The organism is Lysobacter soli (assembly GCF_009755585.1).
Classification (GTDB): domain Bacteria; phylum Pseudomonadota; class Gammaproteobacteria; order Xanthomonadales; family Xanthomonadaceae; genus Lysobacter_J; species Lysobacter_J soli.
This window is the reverse complement of sequence record NZ_CP046603.1, coordinates 383,038-407,333: the sequence shown is the minus strand read 5'-3', so window position 1 is coordinate 407,333 and position 24,296 is coordinate 383,038. Positions and strand designations below refer to the sequence as shown.

The window sequence follows — 24,296 nt, the reverse complement described above, 5'->3', positions numbered from 1 at the left end:
GCAGGATCGGGCGTCAACCCTCCGCCCGTTTCCGCGGCGTAGCAATCGAGGAAGTCGGATATCGGTGTGTCACCGCGCTCGCAGTAACTCTGGGCAAAGCGCTCCATGACCCGGTAGGCGTCACGAAGCGCCCGAACGTCCGTTATTGGCCAGAAGCAGACATTACGAGCCAGCTCTGATGTCGTTTACCGCAACCGAATCACTTCCACCAGACATCTTTCTGCGGCAACCGATCAGCGCACGTACCGACGAGCAACGTCTGCGCGTAAGGCGGCACATGGTCGGCGCGCCCCAGGTCCTGATAGGACAATTGCCGCATGAGTTCGGCAAACGACGGGGCTCGGAAGGTTCCTGCCCATCCCAGCAACGCGGCCTCCATCTCCCCGTCGGACGTTCTGACCTGCGGAAAGAGCACGATCTGTTCATACAGGCTGTCGCCGTACTTCCCGACCACGATGGCATCGCCGAGGTAACGCGATCGCATGGTTGCATCGTCCTGGTTCACGCCGTAGACGAAGTACAGTTCGTCGTCCGTATCCAGCGCATGAGCCTGTGCGATCCACGCCCCCTCCGGGTCCAGATGCCCCACCGTGTCGATGGCATCAATGGAAAGCAAGCCGGTGCTCCGCGCCAGCCCAGGCCAGGTTCCGTCGGGACGGGCGGCGGCGAGGAAATGGACGTACGAACGGGGCAACTCGACGCCAAGCGCACGCTCGCGCGCCCGGATACGCGAGGACAGGGACACATCAGGATTGTCCGGATCCTTCACGATCAGCGCGGGCCCGAGGTCGGCGCGGCCCTGCCGCGTCTGCTTCGCTTCGCGATTCCAGCACGAAAGGAAATCACGCCAATGCACTGGCGTCCCCGCGTAGCCGGAGTCGCGTGCATTGGTGGTCATGCGTGCGGGAGCTTGCGTGGTTTCGGCAGACGTTCCTGGGCAACCTGTCAGCAGGAGCACGCTTGCCAACGATGCGAGCCCCACCATGGGGGCACGAGCACACACGCGCAATCTTCGCTGTTCCATCGCTTCGGACTTCCTGTTCGATTCCAACTCGTTAATCACCGCAGTCAAGCTTTAGCCGTGAGTCCTTAGCGGAATCGAGCCCTGCAGGGTCGCCTTCTTCGGCCATCCAAACGTGCCTAATGCTAATGCGGCAGCAAGCACCTGCGCCGGCGTCCGCTCCTCGGCCAAGAGCAGACGTTCGCACTCACTGCAGAGCTCAATTATCAGCGCTCCGTGCACAGATCACCTTCCCGCCTGAAGTAAACCGGTTCGCCGCCACGACGAACCGGCGGTCCAGCCAAGCGCGAGCACCCTCCGCGCTCAACTCGCCGCAGTCGCCACGGGCGCTTTCCGGAATCCGGGTAGAGCTCGTAGCCCTCCGACGCAAGACGCCACGTTCCGAACGATCGCTCTTCAGGGCAGATGTCGCACCAGTTGGAATCCACATACCGGCCCGACTCCAACAGACGCACTGAGTAGCCGCTCAGCAAGCCAAAGCTCCACGTCTCACCAGGCTGACGGAACGGGTCTCTTGGCAGCGCGATTAGCAACAACGTGGTGCCAACCAGAACCAGCACCGCGACCATCGAAAACCAGCTTGCGACGCGGATCATAGGTGCCTCTCTTCCGTGACGGACCACCTTGCCAACGTAGCGACGCGAGAAGCGGGGTTAATGTCCGCTATCGGCCAGAAGCGGACATGGCTGTCGAGACGCAAACGGCCAGTTCCTCTGACACGTACGGGCGACCGTTTGTATCGGTGACCTCGGCCCGCACCCTCCCCGTGTAGCCGGGCAGAGGCCACAGACTGGCGTAAGCCAGGACCTCCGCGCGGTCGCCCGGATCGAGCCGCACTTCATTCTTCGGCGGGATGTAATGCTCGAGCAGCACCCCGAGCTCGTCGTCTGATCTCGGCTCCGCGAAGTTGATGGCGAACGCATAGGGATGGAGCACGTAAGGCGGTCCCGATGTGCCGGTAGAAAAGAATGCAACCTGGCGATCGGAGCGGTTCGTAATAACGAGCGGGATCTCGTCGTTGCGCAAAGTGTCGAGGCAACGTTGGACGGATACCTCGACGAGAACAGACTTGCGAGGGTCCATACGCCCGTGAGAACAGGCGGCAACAAGTAACGCGATTGAGGCTGCGAACGTCCATTTCGTCATAGGGCCTCTCCGTCGGACTTGGGAATTCGTGGCCCCGAATATATAGGCCTTCGAATGTCCGCTTTGGGTCGAAAGCGGACATTACCAGTCGTAGGGGCGCCCGTCCTGCTCGAACGCCCCCTATCGGCCAGAGGCCGACGTTCGCCAGTCCGACCCTCTAGTTAGTAGGCGTCGCCCGCGTTAGCGGGAAGGACGTGCTGGCAATAGCGCCATTCATGGACGGGCTGATCGTCCAAGTACACGTCCGGCTTCGGCAGGAACGCGACGAAACAATCCTCGATTCCGAGCTCGGCAGCCGAGGCGCGGGCGTACTCGGCGCCGCCTGAACTCCACAGGTACAAGGCGGCCCCCTGCTCGTACAGAGCACGAATACGATCCAAGACGTAAGGCATTCGAATGCGCTTCGTGCCGACGGAACGGACGAGCGTGTCATCCACATCCACAAATATGACGCGTTGCTTCATAGGACATTGCCGCCTTACTTGATGAGTTCCCCGCGGGCGCCTAGCGGACACGATCGTCCGCTGGGTCTAAAGCGGACATTAGCAGCCCGGCCGCGGGCCGTGCCGTCAGAACGTACGCTATCGGCCAGGAGCGGACGCTCGCGAACCACCTGCGTGCCGTACAGCCACGTCAACGCTCTGGCTAGCAGTCAATACCCGAGTGAAACGAGTTTTCCCCTGTCCAGGTACAGCACGCGCGCAACTCCGACGAAAACGGGATACAGGATAGCGGCGGCCAGCGGCCCGAGGAATCCAAAAGGGATCAATAGGACGCAGACCAGGCCGCCCAAGGCGAAGGCGACCAGCGCGCAACCAACGTCAGCACGGTGAGGAAGACGGTTAAAAACTCGGCAGCGCGGGCAGGCCATGATCCATTTGCGAAACGTAATGAGATCGGCCAGCGAAAGATGCCACGGCACCTCACAATTTCCACACCGGGTTCCTTGCACATGGCGCTTTGCACGCGAACGAGCAAACGCCACCGCCCTGGCGCGGGCCTCCGCCGCCGGATCGTTATCAGCTCCCCTATCCGACGAAGGTGGCTGCTGGTCCGCCGTGTTGTATGGATCGCCCACCTACGATTCTCCTGCGCGTCCCGCTCCAACGGATCATCGTCCGACGACGGTTCGACATTAGCATCAGATTCGGCCGCCTCCCTCCTCAATGCCCGCTATCGGCCAGTAGCGGACGAAGTTCGTTAACGCCGAAACCTACTGAAAAATGCTTTATGGACCAGCCAAATGATCAGGGGAGCAGCTAGCAGAACAATCGCGGTGGCCATATCCCCAAAATCGGACAGCCATGCCTTAGGTCTGCCCGCCTGGTAAATGGTCGGAGCTGCTGCGTGCCGCACCCCCGCGCCCCCCACAGCGCCGCTGCTGTAGCAGCGAGCGTGAGGATTAGGCCTGCAAGGGACGGAAAATGAACTTGTCGTTTCATTGCTCGCGTCTTACCGCCGACCCTGTCACCAATACAAGTCCGCTTTCGGCCACAAGCGGACCTTCTCACACCGACGGTCATTCCATGCCGTCAACCCGATTGAGCCTCGCGTACTCAGCCGCATAAAAGGCGTCTTCGTCAAATAGGCGTGAGGCTTCGGAATCAAGGAAGCACACCTGGGCGTTGATCGTCGGCGCACCGTAGTGGGCTCCAGTCAATCGTTCGAAAGCCTGCATGAGGAGCCAAACTGCGAACCAAGGCCCGCCAGCCGACGGTGCGATATCGATCGACCAGCTGGGGCCGTCGCATTTCTCGCAGACGAACCTCAGCATCCACCCAGACGAAAGTCGGTACTCGGCCATCAGCTCCGACTCGCACAGGAGAACTGCCCCTTGCTGCAGCAACCCGCGCTTCAGCTCCGAATGGTGTGACACGTAGTCCGCTCGCATGCGGTATCCATTTCCAATATCCGGGCTTGGACGTCTGCTATCGGCCAAGAGCGGACATTGGGGCTCGGGGTCACGCCACGCCCTCTGCGTGGCGTCGACCTCATCTACCGGGCGAGTGGGATGAGATAGAGATCGGCCGCACCGAGCGTACTCGGACTCGTGCACCACGCATCATTCAGGGCGCACTGGACCACCTTGGGTTGCCGCGCGACGAGTACAGCCCATCGAGTGGACTCGGAAAATGGAAACGAGATACTCACGGTGCCGCGTGGTTTCACTACCTCGAACACGTGTTCGTGGCTCGTGCCGCACGTCGATTCCCACCGCAGAGTGTCCTGACCACACAACAGGACGTAATACCGCTGGCCTTCCCGAAATGGGTCGATGCGGTACTTGAGCTTGACTTTGATCGGAGTTCCGTAGGCTACGCGACTGCCACTCGCGGGCTTCATTGACGTCACGTACAGGTCCGGATCAATCGACCACAGATGCTCAGGAATGAAGGCAGAGCATCCCGATAGCAGTGCGGCCATGACAATTGTTCCGACTCGAAGCTGATCCCGCCTGACTGACATGCTGAGCCCCATGGTCTACGTCCCAATGTCCGCTTAGGGTCGAAAGCGGACATTACCAGTCGTCGGCGCGCCCGCCCTGCTCGAACGTCCGCTATCGGCCAGAAGCGGACGCTCGGGAAGTCAGGGCGGTGCGACCTCTCGAACTGTCGGAGTTCGTCCATCGCAGGTCAGGGAGTATTTGGCCCCGGACGCGAAGCGAAAGCGCAGCTCCGGAGGGTTGTCGACGAAAAGGAGCCCGGGACAGGTGTAACCGATAACACGTTTTCCAGGCCTCAGGCTTGTGGACGCGACCGGTGCCCCTTGCAACTCCTCCCAGTCAACCGACCAGATTCCGCCCGCCAACGTATCGCTTGGTGTCGGCACGAACTCAAGCGTGGCCGGAGCGCTATCGGGAATCGTGGAACATCCGGAAAGTAGTACCGCAGCCGCCAATGCGAACAGTCGCATCCCGTCATCCATTTTGTTGTCTGAAGGCCGAATCCCCATAACGTTGGGTCGCCTTTACGACGAGAGTATTCATGAGTCCCCAAGTACCCGTTGCTAATGGCGGCTAAGGGTCGGATTTGGACATTAGCAGCCCGGCTGGCGTGTGTCCCCGCCGAACGTCCGCTATCGGCCAGAAGCGGACATCGAAAGACCTTTGCTTGTAGCGTCGCGAATGACGGATCTCGAAATCAGGCGAACAACTCGGAGCTACCAGTAGGCGGTCCAAGGAAGCTCATACGAACAGACGGGCACAAGCCCGTCCCGCGTGATGCTGAGGACGTCCACGCGCTTGGTGGCATAGGGGCCGGCCTCCGAAGCCGGATAGGTAACGCCTCGGACGTAATAAGACCCATCCTGCCGGTTCAACCCGATCACCGGGAAGCCGACGGCGAATGTCTTTCCTGTCGAGCTGACCGTGTACGAAAGCTCCTGCAGATCGCCGGGCGAATGACTGGTTGAAAAGCTGCTCTCAAGGGCCATGCGATCGGCAAGGCCGTCCGCGTCCAGGTCGATGCCGGGCACGGGCGTCGAGCGAGACTCCTCAACTACGGAAGGCCGCTCGATTGGCACGAGGGCCTCCATCGCTTCGGCATCCCTCAGCGTGTAACAGCGGTCCTGCACATCGCCGCACCGGATCCAGGACGGCGACCCAAGGTCGGTGGCGTCGACCAGCGTTCCTTCATACCGCCACTCGCCCTCGTTGTCCGCCCACCGCAGGTTCTCGACGACGACCGACGCGTGACCTTCGAAGCCGCAGATGCGCGGCTCCCCCAGTGCGACATCGCGGACGTGCAGAACGTCGAACGCATCGTGGTTCATGAAGCACAGGCGGTTGCCTCCCTTCCATTCCGGCAGTTGCGCGACCGAACGCGCTGAGGGCAGGAAACAGAGCTCGCCGTCCCCGCCAAACCGGTAGAGCCCGGTGAGACTCACCGATGGTCCTATAGCGCCCGACTGTGTCGGCGGATCGGTAAGGATGCCTCCAAGGGCGAGGCAAGGCCGTACGGGACTGATGAGGAGCAGGGCCGTGACAATGTGCAGACACCGACTTCGAACCAGTTGCGCCATCGAGTTCAGCTCCTTGTCGATCGGTCCTAATGTCCGCTTTGGGTCGATAGCGGACAGTAGCACCCCTGCCACTTTGAACCGCCTTTCCACGATCACGCGCATCACGGCGGGCACGTGGTTTCCGCTAGCCTAGGGCAACCCCTTCGTGGGGTGGGGGCGATCTCGAAAATCACGCGAAGCGTGGGCACCGGGATCACGACGGGGGCGTCCTCGATCGCCTCCACCAACGATTCATGGGTGCGGGTGAAGGCCTTGACCGAGTATCTGAAAGTCCCCTACACACCGTAGCAATGCGAAGAGGAATCGCGAACTTGCCTTCTGAATCCGTGTAGGCGATGGCCGGACCCTTTGGCTGTTCGTCAACGGCCCAGGACACGCCGACCAGTGCATCGGGCAGCGGTGCGCCGTGCGCATCCTCCACGAGGCCGGTCACCGTCCGATCCTCGATGCATTTCTTCGCGGATGCGTCGGGCCGCAGGAGTGCAACGATCACAAGAACCAGGCGCATTGAGATGCTCGCTTGATGGGTCGCAGTGTCAGGGCTAGTCCTCTCGTCCCTCGCGCAGGGCATAGGCGAGGGAAATGAGTCCGAACAACAGTGCAATCGCTGCCGCGGCTGCGTGGCCCACGCGTTCGCATACGGCGTGGAGGATAAGGGCCACTAGCTTCCGACCGTCACCGCAAGCCGGTTGGGTGGCGAGGTCATAAGCCACCAGAAGCAGGCAGCGCCCGCCAGGATGGCGAAGGGGCGTTCCCATGCGGCGCTCCCTTTGCGGCTTGTGGGCGATTCACTCTCCAAAGTCTGGCCCTGGAGGGCCGAACCATCCGACTCACCCTTCTCCTTGGCAGCCGTCAACCGCTCGTGGGCAGCGCGAAGTCTCGCGTAGTTCTCGGGATATTGATCCCGGTTTATGCCGGCCAGCGCCTCCTCCAGTTCGAGGAGCGTGTACCTGGAGTAATCGACGTCACCGTCGCGCATGAAGGTCCCCCTCCCTCTGGACAACTCGCGCAAGCGCTCGGCCGGAAGAGGATGCCGGCATCAGTCCGTCCTCCTTGCTCCGTTCCCATGACCGTTATCAGCCAGAAGCGGAGATTGGCTGACATTCGCTTATCTCATCGTCAGCCGGTGAACTGGATCGTACAGCGGTGGCCTCGCGCAGAGTCCGTAAGATCGTTCGAAACGATTACCTCGTACTCACCCGGACTGCTGAACATTCTCTGCGTCTCGCCATCGCCCGCGGGGAACTCGGCGTCGACGTTGAACTGCATCAAGGGGACCGTCGCGAAAACTTTGGACGGCATTATCAGTACCTTTTCGTTGGAGACCAACACAAACAGCGTACTGTCGCTCTTTCTCAGAATCGCCATCTCGGAACCGTGGCGCGGCCCCAGTCCCACAATCAGCGTTCCGGTGGAGCGCAACTCCTTCGGACAAGTAATGGGCGGCCCCCTGCGCGGCCCCGACTCAACCGCTTCGATCGAACAAGCGCAAATAGCTGCAAGAGCTAGTGCCGCTACAGTTTTCATCGAATCCCCCTGTTGGGGCTGGAGCTTATGCAAGCTTGCTCCGCCTCACAAGCAGGTAATGGCGGACCGCGTGTGCCGTCGGACGCACCGATCGAAGGGCCGCCTTGGGTTGAAAGCGGACATGAGGATTCCACAGCGGGAGCGTCCGGCCGAATGTTCCCTAACGACCAGTAGCTGACGTCCCACCTAGAGCCTTGGCTGGTGTGAGACCACTCCTGAAAGCGCTTGGAACTGCTCTTGCGTGCTCGTTGTGCAGGCGACCACCATTACTGTGCCCCGTGGACTCCCCGTTGGCAGGTATGTGTGCCAGACGCGCGGCTTGTCCCAACCACCGGATGGCGTTCGGAACCAAATGAGGTCGTGCCCGCTGGTCCGTGTCGTGCCGGCGTAACGTAGGCCTTCTGGGTTGTTCGGATGCTCGCCGACGTAAACGTCGAAGAGCCTATTCCCCGTTTTCGTGTGCACATACTTGCAGACGCGAAAGTCGGGCCGTCCCGATCGAACGTCCGCTATCGGCCAGAAGCGGACATTGGCAGGCCGTCAGTGCGCTCGATCGGCGGCGATGGCATTTCAGCGTCTCTTGAGCAGTTTTGCTACGACGGTGAACGCCACGACGAATAGACCAGCCGCGGCAAACCATGCCTGGCTACTTAGCCGATCGCGAGTGAGCCAGGCAAATCCCATCGCCAAGACGATGAAGACTGCAGTGAATGCATTGAGCGCGGCCCGGCTCGCGCCGAGTCCTTTCGCCCGACCAATTCGCACTACCACAACCGCTCCGGCAAGGAAGGCCGCGGCCATGAGCAGATTTGGCACAAGATTCGTCATCGTCTTCGTCGTTTTCCACGTGCCATGCAGGCGATGACAATGTCCACTAACGGCCACGAGCGGACATCATCGTTTTTCCAGAACCCGGATCGCGGCTTCGGCGAAGTCATCCGGGGCAGCAGGATCGGTCGTCCGCCCCCCGCTCGTTTCCGAGGCGTAACAGTCGAGGAAATCGGATATCGGGATGTCACCTCGCTCCCGGTAACTCTGGACAAAGCGCTCCATGATCCGATAGGCGTCCCGGAGGGTGATCAAGCGATCGAAGCGCTCGTCATCGAGGGTCGGAATCGTCATCGACGGGGATGTCCGCTTTGGGTCGAAGCGGACATTAGCAGCGCGGCTGCCGGCCGTCCGGGCTGGACGTCCGCAATCGGAAAGCGGAATCGGACTACATACGTCGGGGCTACCACCATGAGTGCGCCTGGCCGTACAGAAATAGAGCAGCCGCTATCAGGGGTAGATACGCGAGATTTCCGGGAAAGCTCCACCCGCTGCGGTGCAGCCAGCCAGCGATGAGAAGGGGTAAGGCAAGCGCAAGTGCATACATCCCTGCAATGGGCTCAACCATGCCGCACGAGGACTGATTGAAGAAGCAAAGACGCGCATTGGCAAACAGTACGATTGCCAATGCAGCGAGCGTTCCGCCAATCGCGAATTCTATCCAGGCTTGGACTCGGATCAATACTTTTGGTTTCTTCGACGTGGCACGAGTGTCTTGGGTGCCTGTCTGCTTTGGGTCGGAAGCGGTCATTCCCGGCGTCGTTGCTCAAGGGCACTGGCCAAGCGGCTCACCTCAGCGCGTAGCCGTTTCAGTTCCCCTACGACTGCCCAGATGCCCAGCGTCACCGCGACAGCCGTGACTACCCCAATGATCGGCATCGATCTTTCTCCTTTTCCTTGGTTCGCAGCAGAATTGCGATGTAACCCATAGCTTCGTTGCTTGGTGCACGTCTGGCCCGACCTACCTCCGCCGTCGGCCAGAAGCGGACGTCCGTCTACGACCGCATTGCGCCACCGGACGCCAGGCGGGACATTGCCGATATGACGGTGACAAGCGCTTCGAGTACGAAATACACGACGCCTAGCATGGCCAGAAATATCCAGCCATGCGCAACGGTGGGGCCACAGTACGCGCCTGTCAGGCAATGAAACATTCGCACGATGATCCTGACGTCGGCTACTAACACCGCGCCGAACAACACGGCCACAAGCACTCGGGATATCTTGGCGGAGCCGGAAGCATCACAGCCGAAGTGCGCACGCAAAAAGTGCCAAGCTCGCAGCGGGATCAGCGTGATTGCCGCAAGGCCTACGAACCCAAGGATATAGACAACCGTCGAGAACAGAATGGTCATGGGCGCCCCCGGATGTCCGCTTCGGGTCGAAAGCGGACATTAGCAGCCGTCGGCCCGTCCGTGCTGCCGGACCCACGCAATCGGCTAGAAGGCGGACGTTACAGGTCGCCGTCCATCCCAAGCTTCCGGTTGGTCTGTTTCATCGCCTTGCTCCATTCCTCGATCCTTGGCTGAAGCGACGCGTGATCCTTCGACCTTCTCAGCACACGTATCTGATCGTCGACGGAAGACGCGAGAACCAGCTCAGCAGCCTCTTGATCGCCCCGCTCCAGATAGCCGATTGCCTCGATGCTCGCGCCGATGAGCAGGTCTCGCCCGAGAGCGTCGAGCCTCGTGGCCTGCTTATGATTCGAAAGGCCAAACCCCCAGACAGTTGCCCCCATCAGCAAGGCTCCCAGCGCGCCTCCGAACGTTACAAGCAACGCGCTCTTCATTCCCGTCTCCATGCATTCACCTTGATGACAGAAGGTCCGCTCCGGGTCGATGGCGGATTGGCACCGCAATGGTCTTCGGCCGCGCATCCGCTATCCGCCAGCGGCACACGTTCGGCCCAGCACAATCCGCTCCGTGAGATCGTTTTGGCGATCAGGCCGCGACAGTTCGAAGAAGGGGGATGGCAAGGCAAGCAAGCAGCGCCGCGACGAGGACTTGCTGGGCACGGTACTGGAGCCGGATGGTGACGTGATCCGGGTCCGACAGCTCATGGGTTGCCGGAATCTTCCGCAGGCGCCAGATGTTGATGGCAATTCCTACTGGCGATCCGCCGAAGCTGAAGTTGTCCAGATCCGGACGGTTGAGCCGACCCAGCGCTACGGCTTTGCGAACTTTCCTGGCGAGCAGGAAATCGTTCGCCATCACGCCGACGAATAGCGCAATGAACAAGCATTCCAACATGACATCCCCCCGGTGTCTGCCGACTCGACACATCGAATGACCGCAATGGGTCGAGCGCGAACATTAGCACCGCCCGCTCGGCGCCTCCTCCCGGCATCCGCTAACGACCGGGAGCAGCCTGGCCTTCGACTCGGGCCGCCTCACCCAGCCCGGACGAAATCGCTCACCCAGTTGCTTTCCCACGTCTTGCCACTGTCGGCGGAACTGGATTGCTCCCAGCGTGCTGACGTGGGCGTGATGCGCGACCACGTCACGCGCGTCTTCACCGGGCGACCCGCGACGGTGTCGTCGCCGATGAACGTGCCGACGTCGCCTTCGAAGCCGCCCCGCACGGGCGCGGCGATGTCGGTCGGCGTGCGGCCATCGAGCCACCAGCTCGACGACTGCCGGCTGGCCTCGTCGAACGAGCGCAAGCCGACGCCGCGCACCGTGCCGCTGGGGAATTCCATCATGACGTTGTCGCCGACGTTGCCCTTGCCGCCGAGCACGGGCCAGTTGACCAGCGTGCCGCCGAATTCATCCCACTGGTCGCTGCCGACGAGGCGTTCGCGCAGGCGGCGATGGCTGACCTTCCAGCGTCCGACGAGGAAGTCGAAATCCTTCGGCGCATCGGCAAGCTTCGGCAGCGCGTGCGGCTGCGGCGAGGTGCGCGTGAAGTAATTGCGCCAGTTGACTTCCCAGCTTTTGCCATCGTCGGGCGAGAACGCCTGCTCCCACCACGGCCGCGCACCGTGCACGTCGTGCCAGCGGAAGCGCATGACGATGGGGCGATCCTTGAAGGTGTCGCGGCCGACGAACTCGGCATGTTCGCCCTTGAAGGCGCCGCGCACGGGCGGATCGATATGCGTGGGATTGCGGCCATCGAGCCACCAGATGGCCCACGTGCCGGCGACCGGATCGAAGGCACGCACGCTCAGTCCGCGATACGTGCCCGATGGGATGTCGACGATGTTGTCGTCCACGTTGCCGAGCCCGCCCATCGTCTGCCAGAAGGCGCTCTTGCCGGGGAACTCTTCCCAGTCGTCGCTGCCGGCGAGGCGGTCCTTCAGGCGCCGGTGCCACACGTCCCAGCTGCCGACGAGCCATTGCCAATCCTGCGCATGGGCCGAGGCCTGCGCGGTGGTCGGAGCGAACGCAACGGCGGGCGATACGAATGAGCACGTCGCCGCACCGGCGACCGCGGCGAGGAACCGCCGGCGCGAGTCGAAGCGGGCGTCGAGCCCGAAACCTGCGTCCTGAAGATCGCGCGTGAAGGATGGTCCTGGCATGGGTGGCGCTCCTGTCCGGCGGGGAACCGTGCGCCGATCATGGGGATGGCGGGACTGCGTTGACCACCCGAAATGCGGCCCGCACACTCAGCCAGACTTATGGTCAGCGACCGCCGATTCCCTTCGCTCGCCGCGATCCGGGCCTTCGAGGCCGCCGCCCGGCTGGGCAGCTTTTCCCGGGCGGCGCAGGAGCTGGACACCACGGCCGCGTCGGTGAGCTACCACGTGCGTCGCCTGGAACAGCAGATCGGCGTCGCGCTGTTCGTGCGCCATGCCAACCACGTGATGCTGACGCGCGGCGGCGAGATCGTCGCGCGCGAGGCCATCGACGCCTTCGCCGCGTTGCGCGCGAGTTTCGTGCAGGCGGCCGAGGTCGACGACACCCACCTGTCGCTCACGACGTTGCCTTCGCTGGGCACGAGTTGGCTGACGCCCAAGCTCGGCCGGTTCCGCGCGCGCCATCCGGACATCGCGCTGGAACTGGATCTGTCGGCCGTTGCCGAAGACCTCACCGGCGGCCGCTACGACGCCGCAATCCGCAACGGGCATGGCCACTGGCCCGGCCTGCGCGCAGTCGAACTGTTGCCCAGCCTCTTCATGCCGCTGTGCGCGCCCTCGCTGCGCGCGGCGGTGGCGGACCTGGGCCGCGATCCGCGCACACCGTTGCCAGTGCCGCTGCTGGGCCGTCCCGACTGGTGGTCGCGCTGGTACCGCGCGCTCGGCTTCGATGCGGACATTCCGCCCGGCCGCTTCGGCACGCAGCTGTCGGCCGAGTACCTGGACATCGCCGCGGCGATTGCCGGACAGGGGGTCGCGATCGGCTCGCCCATCCTGTTCCGCAACGAAATCGACGCCGGCCGCCTGGTGCCCGCGCACGAGCTGGTGGTCAGCGACGGCCGCGCGTTCTGGTTCACCTACCCCGCGGCGCGGCAAGACAGCCGCAAGATCGCGCGCTTTCGCGAATGGCTGGAAAGCGAGGCCGCGCGCGACCGCGATGCGGCCCGCGCCTTCATCCGGCGGATGGTAGTCGTGGGCGCCTGATGCACCGGCCGCCCTCGTAAACGTGCCCGACTCGCGGGGAGTGTTAGCTTATTGGGCTTCTCCCAATGGTTGATGAGCTGCGCATGCCGAATCTCGGAACGGTGCTGAAGGCTGAAATTTCCCGACTCGCACGCAAGGAAGTTCGTGCGGAAGTTGAAACGCTACGGAAAGCCAGCGGCACGTATCGCCGGGAAATCGCTGAACTGAAGCGTCAGGTGGCGCAACTGGAGCGCCGGCTGAAGCAGGCGGCGAAGGCGCGCCCGGCGGCGGCGAGCGCGCAGGAAGGCGAGGACACCGCCACGCGCATGCGCTTCAGCGCCAAGGGATTGCAGTCGCTGCGCGCGAAGCTGGGCCTGTCGGCCGCCGACTTCGGCGCCCTGGCCGGCGTGAGCGGCCAGTCGATCTATCACTGGGAACAGGGCAAGTCCGTACCGCGCAAGTCGCAGCTGCCGAAGCTGGCTAGTCTGCGCGGGCTGGGGAAGAAGGAAGCGCGGGCTCGGCTGGAGTCGCTTTCCTGATCCAGTTTGCGGCGTCGGGACAGTCGATATCTCGACGACTAAACAGAATGGACACTTTCGCACTAAAGCGCGGCGGCGCCGGGTAGTTCCCGGCGTCGCCTCGCGTGCCTACTTCGGATTCGCGGTTGTGGCGCGCGATACCCGGTTGAAGCGGGCAGCCAAGGTCTTCCGCAACCCCTCGATGCCCTCGGTTTTTCCCGCCACCTTGAGCATTGCATAACCCTCCAATGCGGCACTCATGATGTCGCTACCAAGAACAGTCTCCGTGTCCGTCGCGCGCTCTAGGAGCCGTGACAGCCGAAATAGTCTGGGCCGTAGCTGGTCCAGCGCCGCGAGATCCCGCTGAAGCTCTGCCAAATCGAAGTTCTGCGGCAGGACGTACGGGTTGGCGGTTAATACTTCGATCGCCTGCCGGCAGAAGGCTTCGGACTTGTTGCCCATCTTGGTTAGTTGCCGTCGTTCGTACGCAGGCATGGCGATGAGGTCCGTGAACTCCTGTTCCAAGGAACTCAGCGCTGCGTCAATGGCGGCCAATTGCTCGCCAGTAAAGCTGAGCGAGATTAGATTCTGACTCATGAGGCTTCCTACTTCCTTATTGGTACGCCGGCTTCATTGCCGGCCACCCAACAGTAGCGACACAGGCCCCACTAAAAGTTGAGAAATAGTCGAGCAACCTCGGGCGCTCTCAACACATGACGAGTCCAGGTTCGGTTGTCGCGCTCTACTCGCAAGCCAACTTATGCCGGTCGCAAACCAGATTGGCTTGCGCGCAACACAACTTGACTCGCGCGCAGATCAGTTTGGCTTGCGCGCAAGAAAAATCGACTCGTGCTTGACTGAAGTTGGCTTGCGCGCAAGTCATGTTCGCTTGCTCGCAAGGCAAATCGGCTTGCGCGCAAACCGATTTCAACGGCCTGCAAGGCGAATTGGTTTGCGCGCAAGTCAATTTAGCTTGCGCTCGGACCATTTTTGTTTGCGCGCAAACCGAAATGGCTTGCGGCTGAGAAGGCAACGGTCGGGAAGGTGCGTTTGGCGTCTACGCGCGGCAGGCGCCGAGCTACCCGCGACAAAGGCTCACATAAAAGATTGAACTGACGCACATACGCGGTTGAATCGGACTTCTTGCCTTGGCACGCTGGCTTGGCACCGGCAGATTCCGGTGCCGGGCTTGGCAGCCCGATAACAGGCGCGCAGGCGCCCATCATCGATCGGCGCTTTTTGTTTCTCCGGTCTTTCGCGATGATGGGCCCTGCGTGGAGCGCACTCGCCTGTGGCGGGCGGCGCGGGGGAGCCGAGAGGCTCGCCGGTCCTGTTCCGGTCTGCCAACCCCGCGTCGTCCGTCGCCCTGTTTGGCAGCAGATCGACGGAATTCACCTAACAGGAATTCCGCAATGACCAATAAGAAAAAGCGCGCGAGTAGCGTGCGCCCGGAAGCACAGCCGTTCGCCACTCTGTCCATCACCGCCCTCCCCTTCGTCGTCGACGGCGAACAAGGTCGCCCGCGCTACTGGGCGGTCGAGCCAGTAGACGAAACGCCACGGAAGCAAATCCAGGCCCAGCGCGTCGGTGCCAAATACGCGATCGAGTACGCCGATTGGCTGCGCGCCAACCCCGAACTCGTAGGCATGGGCACGCTAGGCTGGATCGCGGCCGACATTGACTTCCGCGACGCCAACTGCACGGGGTATTGGATCGGCTTCTTTTCCTGCATGGAGCGGTTGCTCTTCGATGCGGCAGGCGTGACGTAAGAGCCGACCTCTAACGCAATCCCCGGGCCGAATTCCGAGCCCGGGCATTGCCGCGGCCGTTCAGTGTCCGCTATCGGCCACGAGCGGTCATTCCGGGCGAACGCCCGAACCCAAGTTGTTTGCTGCGGCAATAATCAGCCAGGACATGAGCTCGGTTTGCTCGTCCCATCCATCCGCGCGCTTGCCATCGACCATGAGCGTCGAGTCCGCAAGATCTCCCCGTCGATACAGATGTACAACTAATGCATCGACGAAGATGTCGGCAACGACATGGCGGCCTTCTTTCGGTGCCGAGCAATAGTCCTGCATCTCGAATGCCCGGTAGAACGCCGTCCGGGATATTGGCCGTAGCGCTTCAATATCTTGCGCGCTGGGAGAATGTCCGAGTTCCGATGCTGCGAGCTTCGACGCGGCGTAAGTCGCCTCGCGATCGTGCTGAGGAAGCCTTTCGACAAGAATCGCTGCCAACTCCAGCGGGTTTGGATGCAGCGCCACCCCATTGAGGGATGCCGCGATCTCAGCACTGGACTTCTCAATACATGCATCACGCCAGGCCGGTGGTGACTGAAGTCCGACCGGACCGGCACACGCGCAGGTCAAAATCGCGACTGCGAAGGTTGAAATGCGGAGTCGCCATCCGGGCATCGTCCCAGGTTCCATTCGTTGTCGGTCCCAATGGCCGCTTCGGGTCGAAAGCGGACATTAACATCCCGCCAAAAAGAAACGGCCCTCACAAAGGAGGGCCGTTCCCGAGCACCGCAGTTGGGCCGGCGTTACTCCACCGTCACCGACTTCGCCAGGTTACGCGGCTTGTCCACGTCGGTACCGCGCGCCAGTGCGGCGTGGTACGCCAGCAGCTGCACGGGGATGGCATGCACCACCGGCGAGAGCACGCCGACGTGGCGCGGCGCGCGGATCACGTGCACGCCTTCGGACGGGCCGAACTGGCTGTCTTCGTCGGTGAAGACGAACAGCTCGCCGCCGCGGGCGCGCACTTCCTGCATGTTGGACTTCACCTTCTCCAGCAGGGTGTCGTTGGGGGCGATGACCACCACCGGCATGGCGGCATCCACCAGCGCGAGCGGGCCGTGCTTGAGTTCGCCCGCCGGGTAGGCCTCGGCGTGGATGTAGGAGATTTCCTTGAGCTTGAGCGCGCCTTCCAGTGCGATGGGGTAATGCACGCCGCGGCCGAGGAACAGCGCGTGCTGCTTGGGCGCGAAACGCTCGGCCCAGGCGGTGACCTGCGGTTCCAGGTTCAGCGCGTGCTGCACGCTGCCGGGCAGGAAGCGCAGCGCGTCCAGGTACTGGCCTTCCTGCTCCACGCTCAGGCGGTTCTGCAATTTGGCCAGCGTGGCGGCCAGCGTGAACAGCGCCACCAGCTGCGTGGTGAACGCCTTGGTGGACGCCACGCCGATCTCGGCGCCGGCGCGCGTGTAGTACACCAGCCGGCTGGCGCGCGGGATGGCGCTTTCGGGCACGTTGCAGATGGACAGCGTGCGGTCGTGGCCCAGCGACTTGGCGTACTTCAGCGCTTCCATCGTGTCGAGGGTTTCGCCCGACTGCGAGATGGTGACGATGAGGTGCTTCGGGTTGGCGACGGCCTTGCGGTAGCGGTATTCGCTGGCGATTTCGACCGAGCACGGCAGGCCGGAGATGGCTTCGATCCAGTAACGCGCGGTGAGGCCGGCGTAGTAGCTGGTGCCGCAGGCGAGGATCTGCACGCCTTCCACGTCGCGCAGGACGTTTTCGGCATCGGCGCCGAACAGCAGCGCGTTGAACGCGTTGGCGTCCATCACCGCCTCGATGGTATCGGCGATGGCGCGCGGCTGCTCGTGGATTTCCTTCTGCATGAAGTGGCGGTACGGGCCCAGCTCCAGCGAAGCGAGCGAGACGTCGGACACGTGCACTTCGCGTTCGATGGCGGCGCCGCTGGCGTCGAACACGCGCACGGACTCGCGCGTGACTTCGGCGGTGTCGCCTTCTTCCAGGAAGATCACCTGGCGGGTGGCCTGCAGGATTGCGGACACGTCGCTGGCGATGAAGTTCTCGCCTTCGCCCAGGCCCACCAGCAGCGGGCAGCCCATGCGCGCGGCGATGAGACGGCCGGGTTCGCGCTTGCTGACCACGGCGATGGCGTAGGCGCCCACGAGTTCGCGAACGGCCTTTTGCACGGCGGCCAGCAGGTCGGCGCCTTGCGACTGGTGGAAGTGGATCAGGTGCGCGATGACCTCTGTGTCGGTCTGCGACTCGAAGTCGTAGCCACGGGCGCGCAGGGCTTCGCGCTGCTCGTCGTGGTTTTCGATGATGCCGTTGTGCACCACGGCCAGCTCGCCGAAGGAGACGTGCGGGTGCGCGTTGGCCTCGGTCACGCCGCCGTGCGTGGCCCAGCGGGTATGGCCGATGCCGAGCCGGGCGTGGAAGCCTTCGGACTGGGCGGCCGTTTCCATCTCCGACACGCGGCCGGTGCGGCGCACACGGCGGACCTGTTCACCGTCCAGGACGGCAATGCCGGCAGAGTCGTAGCCGCGGTATTCCAGGCGCTTGAGGCCTTCGATCAGCACCGGCACCACGTCGCGATCGGCGATCGCTCCCACAATTCCGCACATGCAGCCGTACTCCTGATTCGAAGGGGATTTCCGGAAAGGAAAACAGTTTAGCGGGAGGTACGCGAAGGCCGCTGTACGGCGGACACGGAACTGTCCGCGCGGACACTTCGGACAGGTCCTGGCGCGCGCAAGTGGTTGAATCCAAAGGGGCGCGAGGTTGGCACGCGATCTGCGTATTCAGGTGAGCTTCCATCACCTGACGACCGCATGATCCGCGACACCTCCGCACAAGACCGCGTCCTCGCCGCGCCCCCTGCGAACCCGCGCCGCAAGCAGCTGCTCATCGGCGGCGGCGTGGCGGCCCTGCTCCTGGTGGCGCTGAGCGTGCCGACGCTGGGTCGCTGGCTGGGCGCCGGGCAGTCGGTCAGCGGCGAGCGCCTGCGCACGGCCGAAGTCCATCGCGGCACGCTGGTGCGGGACGTCTCGGTGCAGGGCCGCATGGTCGCGGCCGTCAGCCCGACGCTGTACGCGCCGGCCGCCGGCACGGTGACGCTGAAGGTGCGCGCCGGCGACACCATCAAGCAGGGCCAGACGCTGGCGGTGATCGACAGCCCCGAACTGCGCAGCAAGCTGGTGCAGGAGCAGTCCACGCTGGCGAGCCTGCAGGCCGAGGCCAGCCGCGCGGCGCTCGACGCGCAGCTGGCGCGCTCCACGGCACAGAAGGCGCTGGACCAGGCGGAGATCGACCGCACCGCCGCGCTGCGCGACCTGGAACGCAGCCAGAAGGGCTTCGACGGCGGCGCGGTGTCGAGCATCGAAGTCGCACGCGCGCAGGACACGCTGAAGAAGGCCGACATCGGCCTGACCCACGCGCAGCACGACTACGGCCTGCAGGATCGCGGCGCCGGGCTGGACACGCGCAACAAGCACCTGCTCGCCCAGCGCCAGCAGGCGATCGTCGACGAGCTGCAGCGCCAGGTGGACGAACTCAACATCCGCTCGCCCGTGGACGGAATGGTCGGCACGGTGAACATCACCGACCGCACGGTGGTGCCGCTCAACCAGCCGCTGCTGGTGGTGGTGGACCTGCGCGAGCTGGAAGTCGAACTGCCCGTGCCGGAGAGCTACGCCGACGACCTGCGCCTGGGCATGGGCGCGGAGATCAGCTACGGCGGGCAGAAGTACAACGGCGTGCTGCAGTCGGTGTCGCCTGAAGTGGTGAACGGCCAGGTCATGGCGCGCCTTCGCTTCGCCGATCAGCAGCCCGACAACAAGCGCCCCACCGGCCTTCGCCAGAACCAGCGCGTGAGCACGCGCGTGATGATCGAGGAGAAGCCGAACGTGCTGATGGTGCAGCGCGGCCCGTTCCTCGACACCGGCGGCGGTCGCGTCGCCTACAAGCTCGATGGCGACACCGCGATCAAGACCGCCATCACCACCGGCGCCAGCAGCCTGTCCGACGTGGAAGTGCTTTCGGGCCTGAAGCCCGGCGACCGCATCGTGATTTCCGACACCACCGCGTTCAACGGCGCGGACGAAGTGATGGTCAACGATTGATCGGCTTCACGCATCCCACCCTTTCCGCATCACCGCACGCACGAACAGAACGACCCAGGAGCCCGCCATGTTGAAGATGACCCACCTGAGCAAGGTTTACCGCACGCACATGATCGAGACGCACGCGCTGCGCAGCTTCGACATCCACGTGCGCGAAGGCGAGTTCGTCGCCGTCACCGGGCCGTCGGGTTCGGGCAAGACGACGTTCCTCAACATCGCCGGCCTGCTGGAGGACTTCAACGACGGCGATTACCTGCTCGACGGCGTCTCGGTGAAGGGCCTGGACGACAACGCGCGTTCGCGCCTGCGCAACGAGAAGATCGGCTTCATCTTCCAGGGCTTCAACCTGATTCCCGACCTGAACCTGTTCGACAACGTCGACGTGCCGCTGCGCTATCGCCGCATGGGCGCGGGCGAGCGCAAGGAGCGCATCGAGCACGCGCTGGGTCGCGTGGGTCTGTCCTCGCGCATGAAGCATTACCCGTCGGAACTGTCCGGCGGCCAGCAGCAGCGCGTGGCGATCGCGCGTGCGCTGGCCGGTTCGCCGCGCCTGCTGCTTGCCGACGAACCCACCGGCAACCTCGATTCGCTGATGGCGCGCGGCGTGATGGAACTGCTGGAGGAGATCCACGCGCAGGGCACCACCATCGTGATGGTGACGCACGACCCGGAACTGGCGGCGCGTTCGCAGCGCAACGTGCACATCATCGACGGCCAGGTGACCGACCTGGACGACGCGCCGCGCCTGGGCGGTGAAGTCCACGCCGCCGCGCACTCCGCCACCGTCACGGCCGACTGAGGAACGCACCCATGTTCACCTATTACCTGCGACTGGCGGCCATCTCGCTCAAGCGGAACCGCATCCTCACCGCGCTGATGGTCGCGGCCATCGCGCTGGGCATCGGCATGTCGATGACCTCGATGACCGTGCTGCACATGATGGGAAGCAACCCGATGTCCTACAAGGACGAACAGGTGCGCCGCGTGCAGCTCGACAACTGGGACGTCAACGAACCCTGGGACGAGGACTACCCGACCGAACCGCCGGAGCTGATGACCTACCAGGACGCCAACAACCTGGTGAACGCGCACAAGGCCGAGCACGAAGCGGCGTTCTTCCCCAACGTGCTTCCGCTGGAACCGGAGAAGCGCGAAATCAAGCCGTACATGGTCGAAGCGCTGTTCACCACGTCGGGCTTCTTCCCGATCTTCGAGCCGCCCTTCCGCTACGGCACCGGCTGGACGCCGGCCGAAGACCGCAGCGCCGCGCGCGTGGCGGTGATCGACGCGGAAACCAACGACAAGCTCTTCGGCGGCGAGAACAGCGTCGGCCGCAAGGTGCGCCTGGGCGGCGAGGACTTCACCGTCGTGGGCGTGCTCGACAAGTGGCGCCCGACGCCGCGCGTGTACCACGTCTCCAACGGCGCCTTCAACGATCCGCAGTCGGTGTTCGTGCCGTTCTCGTTCGGCATCGAGAAGAAGCTCAACAGCAACTCGAACAACAGCTGCTACAAGGATTCCGAACCCGGTTACGAAGGCCTGCTGGCGTCGGACTGCATCTGGATCGACATGTGGGTGCAGGTCAAGGATGAAGCCGATGCGCAGCGGTACCTGGGCTTCCTCAACGACTACGTCGGCGAGCAGAAGAAGGCCGGCCGCTTCGCGCGTCCGGTGAACAACCGCGTGTACACGGTGTCCGAATTCCTGCAGGCGCAGCGCGTGGTGGGTCGCGACGTCCGCACGCAGGTGTGGCTGGCGTTCGCGTTCTTCGCCGTGTGCCTGATCAACACCGTGGGCCTGCTGCTGGCGAAGTTCATGGGCAAGGCGCCGGAAATCGGCCTGCGTCGCGCAGTGGGTGCGAGCAAGCCGGCGGTGTTCGCCCAGTACCTCACCGAATCGGGCCTGGTCGGCATCGCCGGCGGCCTGCTCGGACTGGTGCTGACGGGGCTCGGCCTGCTGGCGCTGCGCAAGCTCTATGCAGGCACATCGATCGAACGGTTGGCCGAACTGGACTGGGTGATGGTCGGCCTGTCGCTCCTGATCGCGCTGGTCGCCAGTCTGATCGCCGGCCTCTATCCGACGTGGCGCGCCTGCCAGGTGCAGCCGGCCACGCAGTTGAAGACGCAGTAAGCCGAGGACACCACCATGGAATTCCGACCGATCCTCAATGCGCTCATGCGCAACAAGACCGGCCTGCTGCTGATCGCGCTGCAGGTCGCCATCACGCTGGCCATCGTGTGCAACAGCGTCTTCATCATCCTGCAGCGCATCGAGAAGGTGAACCGTCCCAGCGGCATGGACGAGAAGGCGCTGTTCACCATCACCAGCCTCGGCTTCGCACCGGACTTCGACCTGCGCGGCAGCCTGCGCCAGGACCTGGACGCGCTACGTTCGATTCCTGGCGTGATCGATGCGACCACGATCAACTCCGTGCCGCTGTCCAACGGCGGCTGGAGCGAAGGCATCGCGACGCTTCCGGAAAGCGCGCCGGAAGACCAGCGCAAGAACACGCCGACCTCGATCTACATCGTCGACGACCACGGCGTGAACACGCTGGGCGTGCACCTGGTGGCCGGCCGCAACTTCACCGCCGACGACGTGAGCTACCGCAGCCGCGACGACAAGGGCACGCCGAATTCGGTGATCGTCACGCAGGCGCTGGCCGACCAGCTGTACCCCGACGGCAACGCGCTGGGCAAGCCGATCTACAGCGGCCTGGGCGGCAAGGGGTCGTCGAGCACGATCGTGGGCATCGTGGAACGCCTGCAGGCGCCGTGGGTGGGCTGGGACAAGGTCGAGCACGCGCTGCTCGTGCCGCAGTACCAGGACGGCGAGTTCGACAACTCGGCGCGTTACCTCATCCGCACCGACGCGGCGCGCCGCGACGAGATCATGAAGGAAGCCGAGCGCAAGCTCGGCGAGATCAACACGGGGCGCATCGTGCGCGGCCTGCAGTCGGTGGAGGAAGTGCGCGGCGAAAGCTACCGCCAGGACCGCGCGATGACCATCGTGCTGACCACGGTGATCTTCTCGCTGCTCGCGGTGACGGGCCTGGGCATCGTCGGCATGGTCAGCTTCTGGGTGACACGCCGCGTGAAGCAGATCGGTACGCGTCGTGCGCTGGGCGCGCGCCGTTTCGACATCCGTCGCTACTTCATGATCGAGAACGTGATCGTGGTGGGCGTGGGCATCGCGCTCGGCCTGCTGCTCACGTATGGCTTCAACCTGTGGCTGATGAAGCACTACGAGCTGCCGCGGCTGGCGTGGTACTACGCGCCGCTGGGTGCGTTGACCGTGCTGCTGCTCGGCCAGCTGGCCGTGTTCGGCCCGGCCACGCGCGCCTCCCGCGTCTCGCCGGCGGTGGCCACGCGTACGGTGTGATCGCCGGGCGCCGTGCGTCCGCAGGAACCTCGTAACCGGCGGCGGCCGTTCCCACTCTCTCCGGGACGGCCGCCGCGTCATGTCGGCCCACTGCTACCCTAAGGCTCATGCGGACCATCCTCGTCATCGACGACAACCACGCGGTGCACGTCGCGCTGGACGTGCTGTTTTCGCTGGCCGACCTGCGCGTGCTCAGCGCGGAGTCGCCCGACGAAGGCCTGCAAGTGCTCGAACGCGAAACCATCGACCTGGTGATCCAGGACATGAACTTCACCGCCGACACCACGTCCGGCGAGGAAGGCATCGCGCTGTTCCGCACGATCCGCGACCGGTTCCCCGACCTGCCGATCATCCTGCTCACCGCGTGGACGCGGCTGGAGTCGGCGGTCGCACTGGTGAAGGCCGGCGCCGCCGATTACCTCGGCAAGCCGTGGGACGACCACAAGCTGATGACCACGGTCACCAACCTGCTGGAGCTGGGTGAGGCGAACCGCGCGCTCGCACAGCATCGTGATGGCGAACGTCGTCGCCGGCAGGAACTGGAGCGCCAGTACGATCTGCGCGGCGTCGTGTTCGCCGATCCCGCGAGCGAACGCGTGGTGAGCCTGGCGTGCCACGTCGCGCGGGCCGACGTGCCGGTGCTCATCGCCGGCCCGAACGGCGCCGGCAAGGAGCGCATCGCCGAGATCATCCAGGCCAATTCGTCGGTGCGCGAAGGCCCGTACGTAACGCTCAACTGCGGCGCGTTGCCGTCGGAGCTGATCGAAGCCGAACTGTTCGGCGCCGAAGCCGGTGCCTACACCGGCGCCAACAAGGCGCGCGAAGGCAAGTTCGAAGCGGCCGACGGCGGCACGCTGCTGCTGGACGAGATCGGCAATCTTCCGCCGGCCGGGCAGATGAAGCTGCTGCGCGTGCTCGAAACCGGCCGCTTCCAGCGCCTGGGGTCCAACCGCGAGCGACAGGTGAAAGTGCGCGTGATCGCCGCCACCAACGCCGACATTCCCGCGATGATCCGCGCCGGCACCTTTCGCGAAGACCTGTATTACCGCCTCAACGTGATCGAACTGCGCGTGCCGCCGCTGGCCGAGCGTCGCGGCGACATCCTGCCGCTGGCCGAGCACTTCCTCGAAGGCCGGCGTCGCCTCAGCGATGCCGCGCGCGGCGCGCTGTTGCGGCATGCGTGGCCGGGCAACGTTCGCGAGATGAAGAACGCGATCCAGCGTGCGCTGCTGCTGGGCTCGGCCGATGTCATCGATGCGGAGGAACTCGGTCTTGCAGCCTCGCCGCCCGCGCCGCGCACGCACGATGGCGAACCCGATCGCGACGCCATCGAAGCCGCGCTGCAACGCGCCGGCGGCGTGATGAGCCAGGCGGCGGCGGACCTCGGCCTGAGTCGTCAGGCGCTGTATCGCCGGCTGGACAAGCTCGGCATCGCGCGGTGATGCG

General features: G+C 63.9%; 26 protein-coding genes. 8 read left to right on the top strand and 18 right to left on the bottom strand.

The features are described from left to right. Positions 1–199: 199 nt before the first annotated feature. From GOY17_RS01770 to GOY17_RS18690, 15 genes are all read right to left on the bottom strand, one after another. Positions 200–898: a hypothetical protein gene (locus GOY17_RS01770; protein ID WP_157029036.1), complete on the bottom strand. Its 699-nt coding sequence runs from the start codon at positions 896–898 to the stop codon at positions 200–202. A 786-nt stretch (positions 899–1,684) separates the two neighbouring features. Further along, positions 1,685–2,167, bottom strand: a complete 483-nt coding sequence (locus GOY17_RS01765) for a hypothetical protein (protein ID WP_157029035.1) — start codon at positions 2,165–2,167, stop codon at positions 1,685–1,687. 161 nt (positions 2,168–2,328) lie between these two features. Further along, on the bottom strand, positions 2,329–2,631 hold the full coding sequence (locus tag GOY17_RS01760) for a DUF705 domain-containing protein (RefSeq protein WP_157029034.1): 303 nt from the start codon (positions 2,629–2,631) through the stop codon (positions 2,329–2,331). Between the two features lie 188 nt (positions 2,632–2,819). Continuing rightward, positions 2,820–3,245 (bottom strand): hypothetical protein, encoded by a 426-nt coding sequence (locus tag GOY17_RS01755; protein WP_157029033.1) that lies wholly within the window; start codon positions 3,243–3,245, stop codon positions 2,820–2,822. A 441-nt stretch (positions 3,246–3,686) separates the two neighbouring features. After that, complete coding sequence (locus tag GOY17_RS01750) at positions 3,687–4,058, bottom strand: hypothetical protein (protein WP_157029032.1); 372 nt, start codon at positions 4,056–4,058, stop codon at positions 3,687–3,689. 1,268 nt (positions 4,059–5,326) lie between these two features. Next, positions 5,327–6,301 carry a hypothetical protein gene (locus tag GOY17_RS01745; protein WP_157029031.1) on the bottom strand — a complete coding sequence of 325 codons (975 nt, stop codon included), beginning with the start codon at positions 6,299–6,301 and terminating at the stop codon, positions 5,327–5,329. Positions 6,302–6,848: 547 nt separating this feature from the next. Further along, a complete protein-coding gene (locus tag GOY17_RS01740; RefSeq protein WP_157029030.1) occupies positions 6,849–7,166 on the bottom strand; it encodes a hypothetical protein in 318 nt (105 codons plus the stop codon). Positions 7,167–7,306: 140 nt separating this feature from the next. Next, positions 7,307–7,714 (bottom strand): hypothetical protein, encoded by a 408-nt coding sequence (locus GOY17_RS01735; protein WP_157029029.1) that lies wholly within the window; start codon positions 7,712–7,714, stop codon positions 7,307–7,309. Positions 7,715–8,284: 570 nt separating this feature from the next. Further along, positions 8,285–8,542, bottom strand: a complete 258-nt coding sequence (locus GOY17_RS01730; protein ID WP_157029028.1) for a hypothetical protein — start codon at positions 8,540–8,542, stop codon at positions 8,285–8,287. A gap of 66 nt (positions 8,543–8,608) precedes the next feature. Then, on the bottom strand, positions 8,609–8,836 hold the full coding sequence (locus tag GOY17_RS01725; RefSeq protein ID WP_157029027.1) for a hypothetical protein: 228 nt from the start codon (positions 8,834–8,836) through the stop codon (positions 8,609–8,611). 109 nt (positions 8,837–8,945) lie between these two features. After that, on the bottom strand, positions 8,946–9,293 hold the full coding sequence (locus GOY17_RS01720; RefSeq protein ID WP_157029026.1) for a hypothetical protein: 348 nt from the start codon (positions 9,291–9,293) through the stop codon (positions 8,946–8,948). 244 nt (positions 9,294–9,537) lie between these two features. Next, positions 9,538–9,897 (bottom strand): hypothetical protein, encoded by a 360-nt coding sequence (locus GOY17_RS01715; RefSeq protein ID WP_157029025.1) that lies wholly within the window; start codon positions 9,895–9,897, stop codon positions 9,538–9,540. A gap of 98 nt (positions 9,898–9,995) precedes the next feature. Continuing rightward, on the bottom strand, positions 9,996–10,331 hold the full coding sequence (locus GOY17_RS01710) for a hypothetical protein (RefSeq protein WP_157029024.1): 336 nt from the start codon (positions 10,329–10,331) through the stop codon (positions 9,996–9,998). A 151-nt stretch (positions 10,332–10,482) separates the two neighbouring features. Next, positions 10,483–10,791: a hypothetical protein gene (locus GOY17_RS01705; RefSeq protein WP_157029023.1), complete on the bottom strand. Its 309-nt coding sequence runs from the start codon at positions 10,789–10,791 to the stop codon at positions 10,483–10,485. 140 nt (positions 10,792–10,931) lie between these two features. Then, a complete protein-coding gene (locus GOY17_RS18690) occupies positions 10,932–12,059 on the bottom strand; it encodes a hypothetical protein (RefSeq protein ID WP_198173775.1) in 1,128 nt (375 codons plus the stop codon). A gap of 72 nt (positions 12,060–12,131) precedes the next feature. On the opposite strand from GOY17_RS18690, the gene GOY17_RS01690 reads away from it, so the two are divergent. Next, positions 12,132–13,100: a LysR substrate-binding domain-containing protein gene (locus tag GOY17_RS01690; protein ID WP_232338499.1), complete on the top strand. Its 969-nt coding sequence runs from the start codon at positions 12,132–12,134 to the stop codon at positions 13,098–13,100. 83 nt (positions 13,101–13,183) lie between these two features. Beyond that, complete coding sequence (locus GOY17_RS01685; protein ID WP_198173774.1) at positions 13,184–13,618, top strand: helix-turn-helix domain-containing protein; 435 nt, start codon at positions 13,184–13,186, stop codon at positions 13,616–13,618. A 108-nt stretch (positions 13,619–13,726) separates the two neighbouring features. Here the strand turns inward: GOY17_RS01685 and GOY17_RS01680 are convergent, their stop codons facing one another. Beyond that, on the bottom strand, positions 13,727–14,194 hold the full coding sequence (locus tag GOY17_RS01680; RefSeq protein ID WP_157029022.1) for a hypothetical protein: 468 nt from the start codon (positions 14,192–14,194) through the stop codon (positions 13,727–13,729). Between the two features lie 815 nt (positions 14,195–15,009). Between GOY17_RS01680 and GOY17_RS01675 the strand changes: the two genes are divergently transcribed. Beyond that, positions 15,010–15,366: a hypothetical protein gene (locus GOY17_RS01675; RefSeq protein WP_157029021.1), complete on the top strand. Its 357-nt coding sequence runs from the start codon at positions 15,010–15,012 to the stop codon at positions 15,364–15,366. Between the two features lie 87 nt (positions 15,367–15,453). On the opposite strand, the gene GOY17_RS01670 is transcribed toward GOY17_RS01675, so the two are convergent. Together GOY17_RS01670 and glmS are read right to left on the bottom strand one after the other, a co-directional pair. After that, a complete protein-coding gene (locus GOY17_RS01670; RefSeq protein WP_157029020.1) occupies positions 15,454–16,011 on the bottom strand; it encodes a hypothetical protein in 558 nt (185 codons plus the stop codon). 128 nt (positions 16,012–16,139) lie between these two features. After that, positions 16,140–17,972, bottom strand: coding sequence for a glutamine--fructose-6-phosphate transaminase (isomerizing) (glmS, locus tag GOY17_RS01665; protein WP_157029019.1), 1,833 nt, complete (start codon positions 17,970–17,972; stop codon positions 16,140–16,142). 207 nt (positions 17,973–18,179) lie between these two features. Here glmS and GOY17_RS01660 point away from each other — a divergent pair, with 207 nt between their 5' ends. The 5 genes from GOY17_RS01660 to GOY17_RS01640 all read left to right on the top strand — a co-directional run bounded on the left by GOY17_RS01660 (position 18,180) and on the right by GOY17_RS01640 (position 24,292). Beyond that, complete coding sequence (locus GOY17_RS01660; protein ID WP_115841910.1) at positions 18,180–19,469, top strand: efflux RND transporter periplasmic adaptor subunit; 1,290 nt, start codon at positions 18,180–18,182, stop codon at positions 19,467–19,469. Positions 19,470–19,536: 67 nt separating this feature from the next. After that, a complete protein-coding gene (locus GOY17_RS01655; protein ID WP_157029018.1) occupies positions 19,537–20,268 on the top strand; it encodes an ABC transporter ATP-binding protein in 732 nt (243 codons plus the stop codon). Positions 20,269–20,279: 11 nt separating this feature from the next. After that, positions 20,280–21,599, top strand: a complete 1,320-nt coding sequence (locus tag GOY17_RS01650; RefSeq protein WP_115841912.1) for an ABC transporter permease — start codon at positions 20,280–20,282, stop codon at positions 21,597–21,599. Positions 21,600–21,614: 15 nt separating this feature from the next. Beyond that, positions 21,615–22,850, top strand: a complete 1,236-nt coding sequence (locus GOY17_RS01645; RefSeq protein WP_157029017.1) for an ABC transporter permease — start codon at positions 21,615–21,617, stop codon at positions 22,848–22,850. A gap of 107 nt (positions 22,851–22,957) precedes the next feature. Further along, on the top strand, positions 22,958–24,292 hold the full coding sequence (locus tag GOY17_RS01640; RefSeq protein ID WP_157029016.1) for a sigma-54-dependent transcriptional regulator: 1,335 nt from the start codon (positions 22,958–22,960) through the stop codon (positions 24,290–24,292). Positions 24,293–24,296 lie beyond the last annotated feature (4 nt).

Coding starts and splice junctions, on each gene's coding strand:
- GOY17_RS01770 (WP_157029036.1), bottom strand. CDS start 898: ATGACCACCAATGCACGCGACTCCGGCTACGCGGGGACGCCAGTGCAT.
- GOY17_RS01765 (WP_157029035.1), bottom strand. CDS start 2,167: ATGACGAAATGGACGTTCGCAGCCTCAATCGCGTTACTTGTTGCCGCC.
- GOY17_RS01760 (WP_157029034.1), bottom strand. CDS start 2,631: ATGAAGCAACGCGTCATATTTGTGGATGTGGATGACACGCTCGTCCGT.
- GOY17_RS01750 (WP_157029032.1), bottom strand. CDS start 4,058: ATGCGAGCGGACTACGTGTCACACCATTCGGAGCTGAAGCGCGGGTTG.
- GOY17_RS01740 (WP_157029030.1), bottom strand. CDS start 7,166: ATGCGCGACGGTGACGTCGATTACTCCAGGTACACGCTCCTCGAACTG.
- GOY17_RS01735 (WP_157029029.1), bottom strand. CDS start 7,714: ATGAAAACTGTAGCGGCACTAGCTCTTGCAGCTATTTGCGCTTGTTCG.
- GOY17_RS01730 (WP_157029028.1), bottom strand. CDS start 8,542: ATGACGAATCTTGTGCCAAATCTGCTCATGGCCGCGGCCTTCCTTGCC.
- GOY17_RS01725 (WP_157029027.1), bottom strand. CDS start 8,836: ATGACGATTCCGACCCTCGATGACGAGCGCTTCGATCGCTTGATCACC.
- GOY17_RS01720 (WP_157029026.1), bottom strand. CDS start 9,293: ATGACCGCTTCCGACCCAAAGCAGACAGGCACCCAAGACACTCGTGCC.
- GOY17_RS01715 (WP_157029025.1), bottom strand. CDS start 9,897: ATGACCATTCTGTTCTCGACGGTTGTCTATATCCTTGGGTTCGTAGGC.
- GOY17_RS01710 (WP_157029024.1), bottom strand. CDS start 10,331: ATGAAGAGCGCGTTGCTTGTAACGTTCGGAGGCGCGCTGGGAGCCTTG.
- GOY17_RS01705 (WP_157029023.1), bottom strand. CDS start 10,791: ATGTTGGAATGCTTGTTCATTGCGCTATTCGTCGGCGTGATGGCGAAC.
- GOY17_RS18690 (WP_198173775.1), bottom strand. CDS start 12,059: ATGCCAGGACCATCCTTCACGCGCGATCTTCAGGACGCAGGTTTCGGG.
- GOY17_RS01690 (WP_232338499.1), top strand. CDS start 12,132: ATGCGGCCCGCACACTCAGCCAGACTTATGGTCAGCGACCGCCGATTC.
- GOY17_RS01685 (WP_198173774.1), top strand. CDS start 13,184: ATGCCGAATCTCGGAACGGTGCTGAAGGCTGAAATTTCCCGACTCGCA.
- GOY17_RS01680 (WP_157029022.1), bottom strand. CDS start 14,194: ATGAGTCAGAATCTAATCTCGCTCAGCTTTACTGGCGAGCAATTGGCC.
- GOY17_RS01675 (WP_157029021.1), top strand. CDS start 15,010: ATGACCAATAAGAAAAAGCGCGCGAGTAGCGTGCGCCCGGAAGCACAG.
- GOY17_RS01670 (WP_157029020.1), bottom strand. CDS start 16,011: ATGCCCGGATGGCGACTCCGCATTTCAACCTTCGCAGTCGCGATTTTG.
- glmS (WP_157029019.1), bottom strand. CDS start 17,972: ATGTGCGGAATTGTGGGAGCGATCGCCGATCGCGACGTGGTGCCGGTG.
- GOY17_RS01660 (WP_115841910.1), top strand. CDS start 18,180: ATGATCCGCGACACCTCCGCACAAGACCGCGTCCTCGCCGCGCCCCCT.
- GOY17_RS01655 (WP_157029018.1), top strand. CDS start 19,537: ATGTTGAAGATGACCCACCTGAGCAAGGTTTACCGCACGCACATGATC.
- GOY17_RS01650 (WP_115841912.1), top strand. CDS start 20,280: ATGTTCACCTATTACCTGCGACTGGCGGCCATCTCGCTCAAGCGGAAC.
- GOY17_RS01645 (WP_157029017.1), top strand. CDS start 21,615: ATGGAATTCCGACCGATCCTCAATGCGCTCATGCGCAACAAGACCGGC.
- GOY17_RS01640 (WP_157029016.1), top strand. CDS start 22,958: ATGCGGACCATCCTCGTCATCGACGACAACCACGCGGTGCACGTCGCG.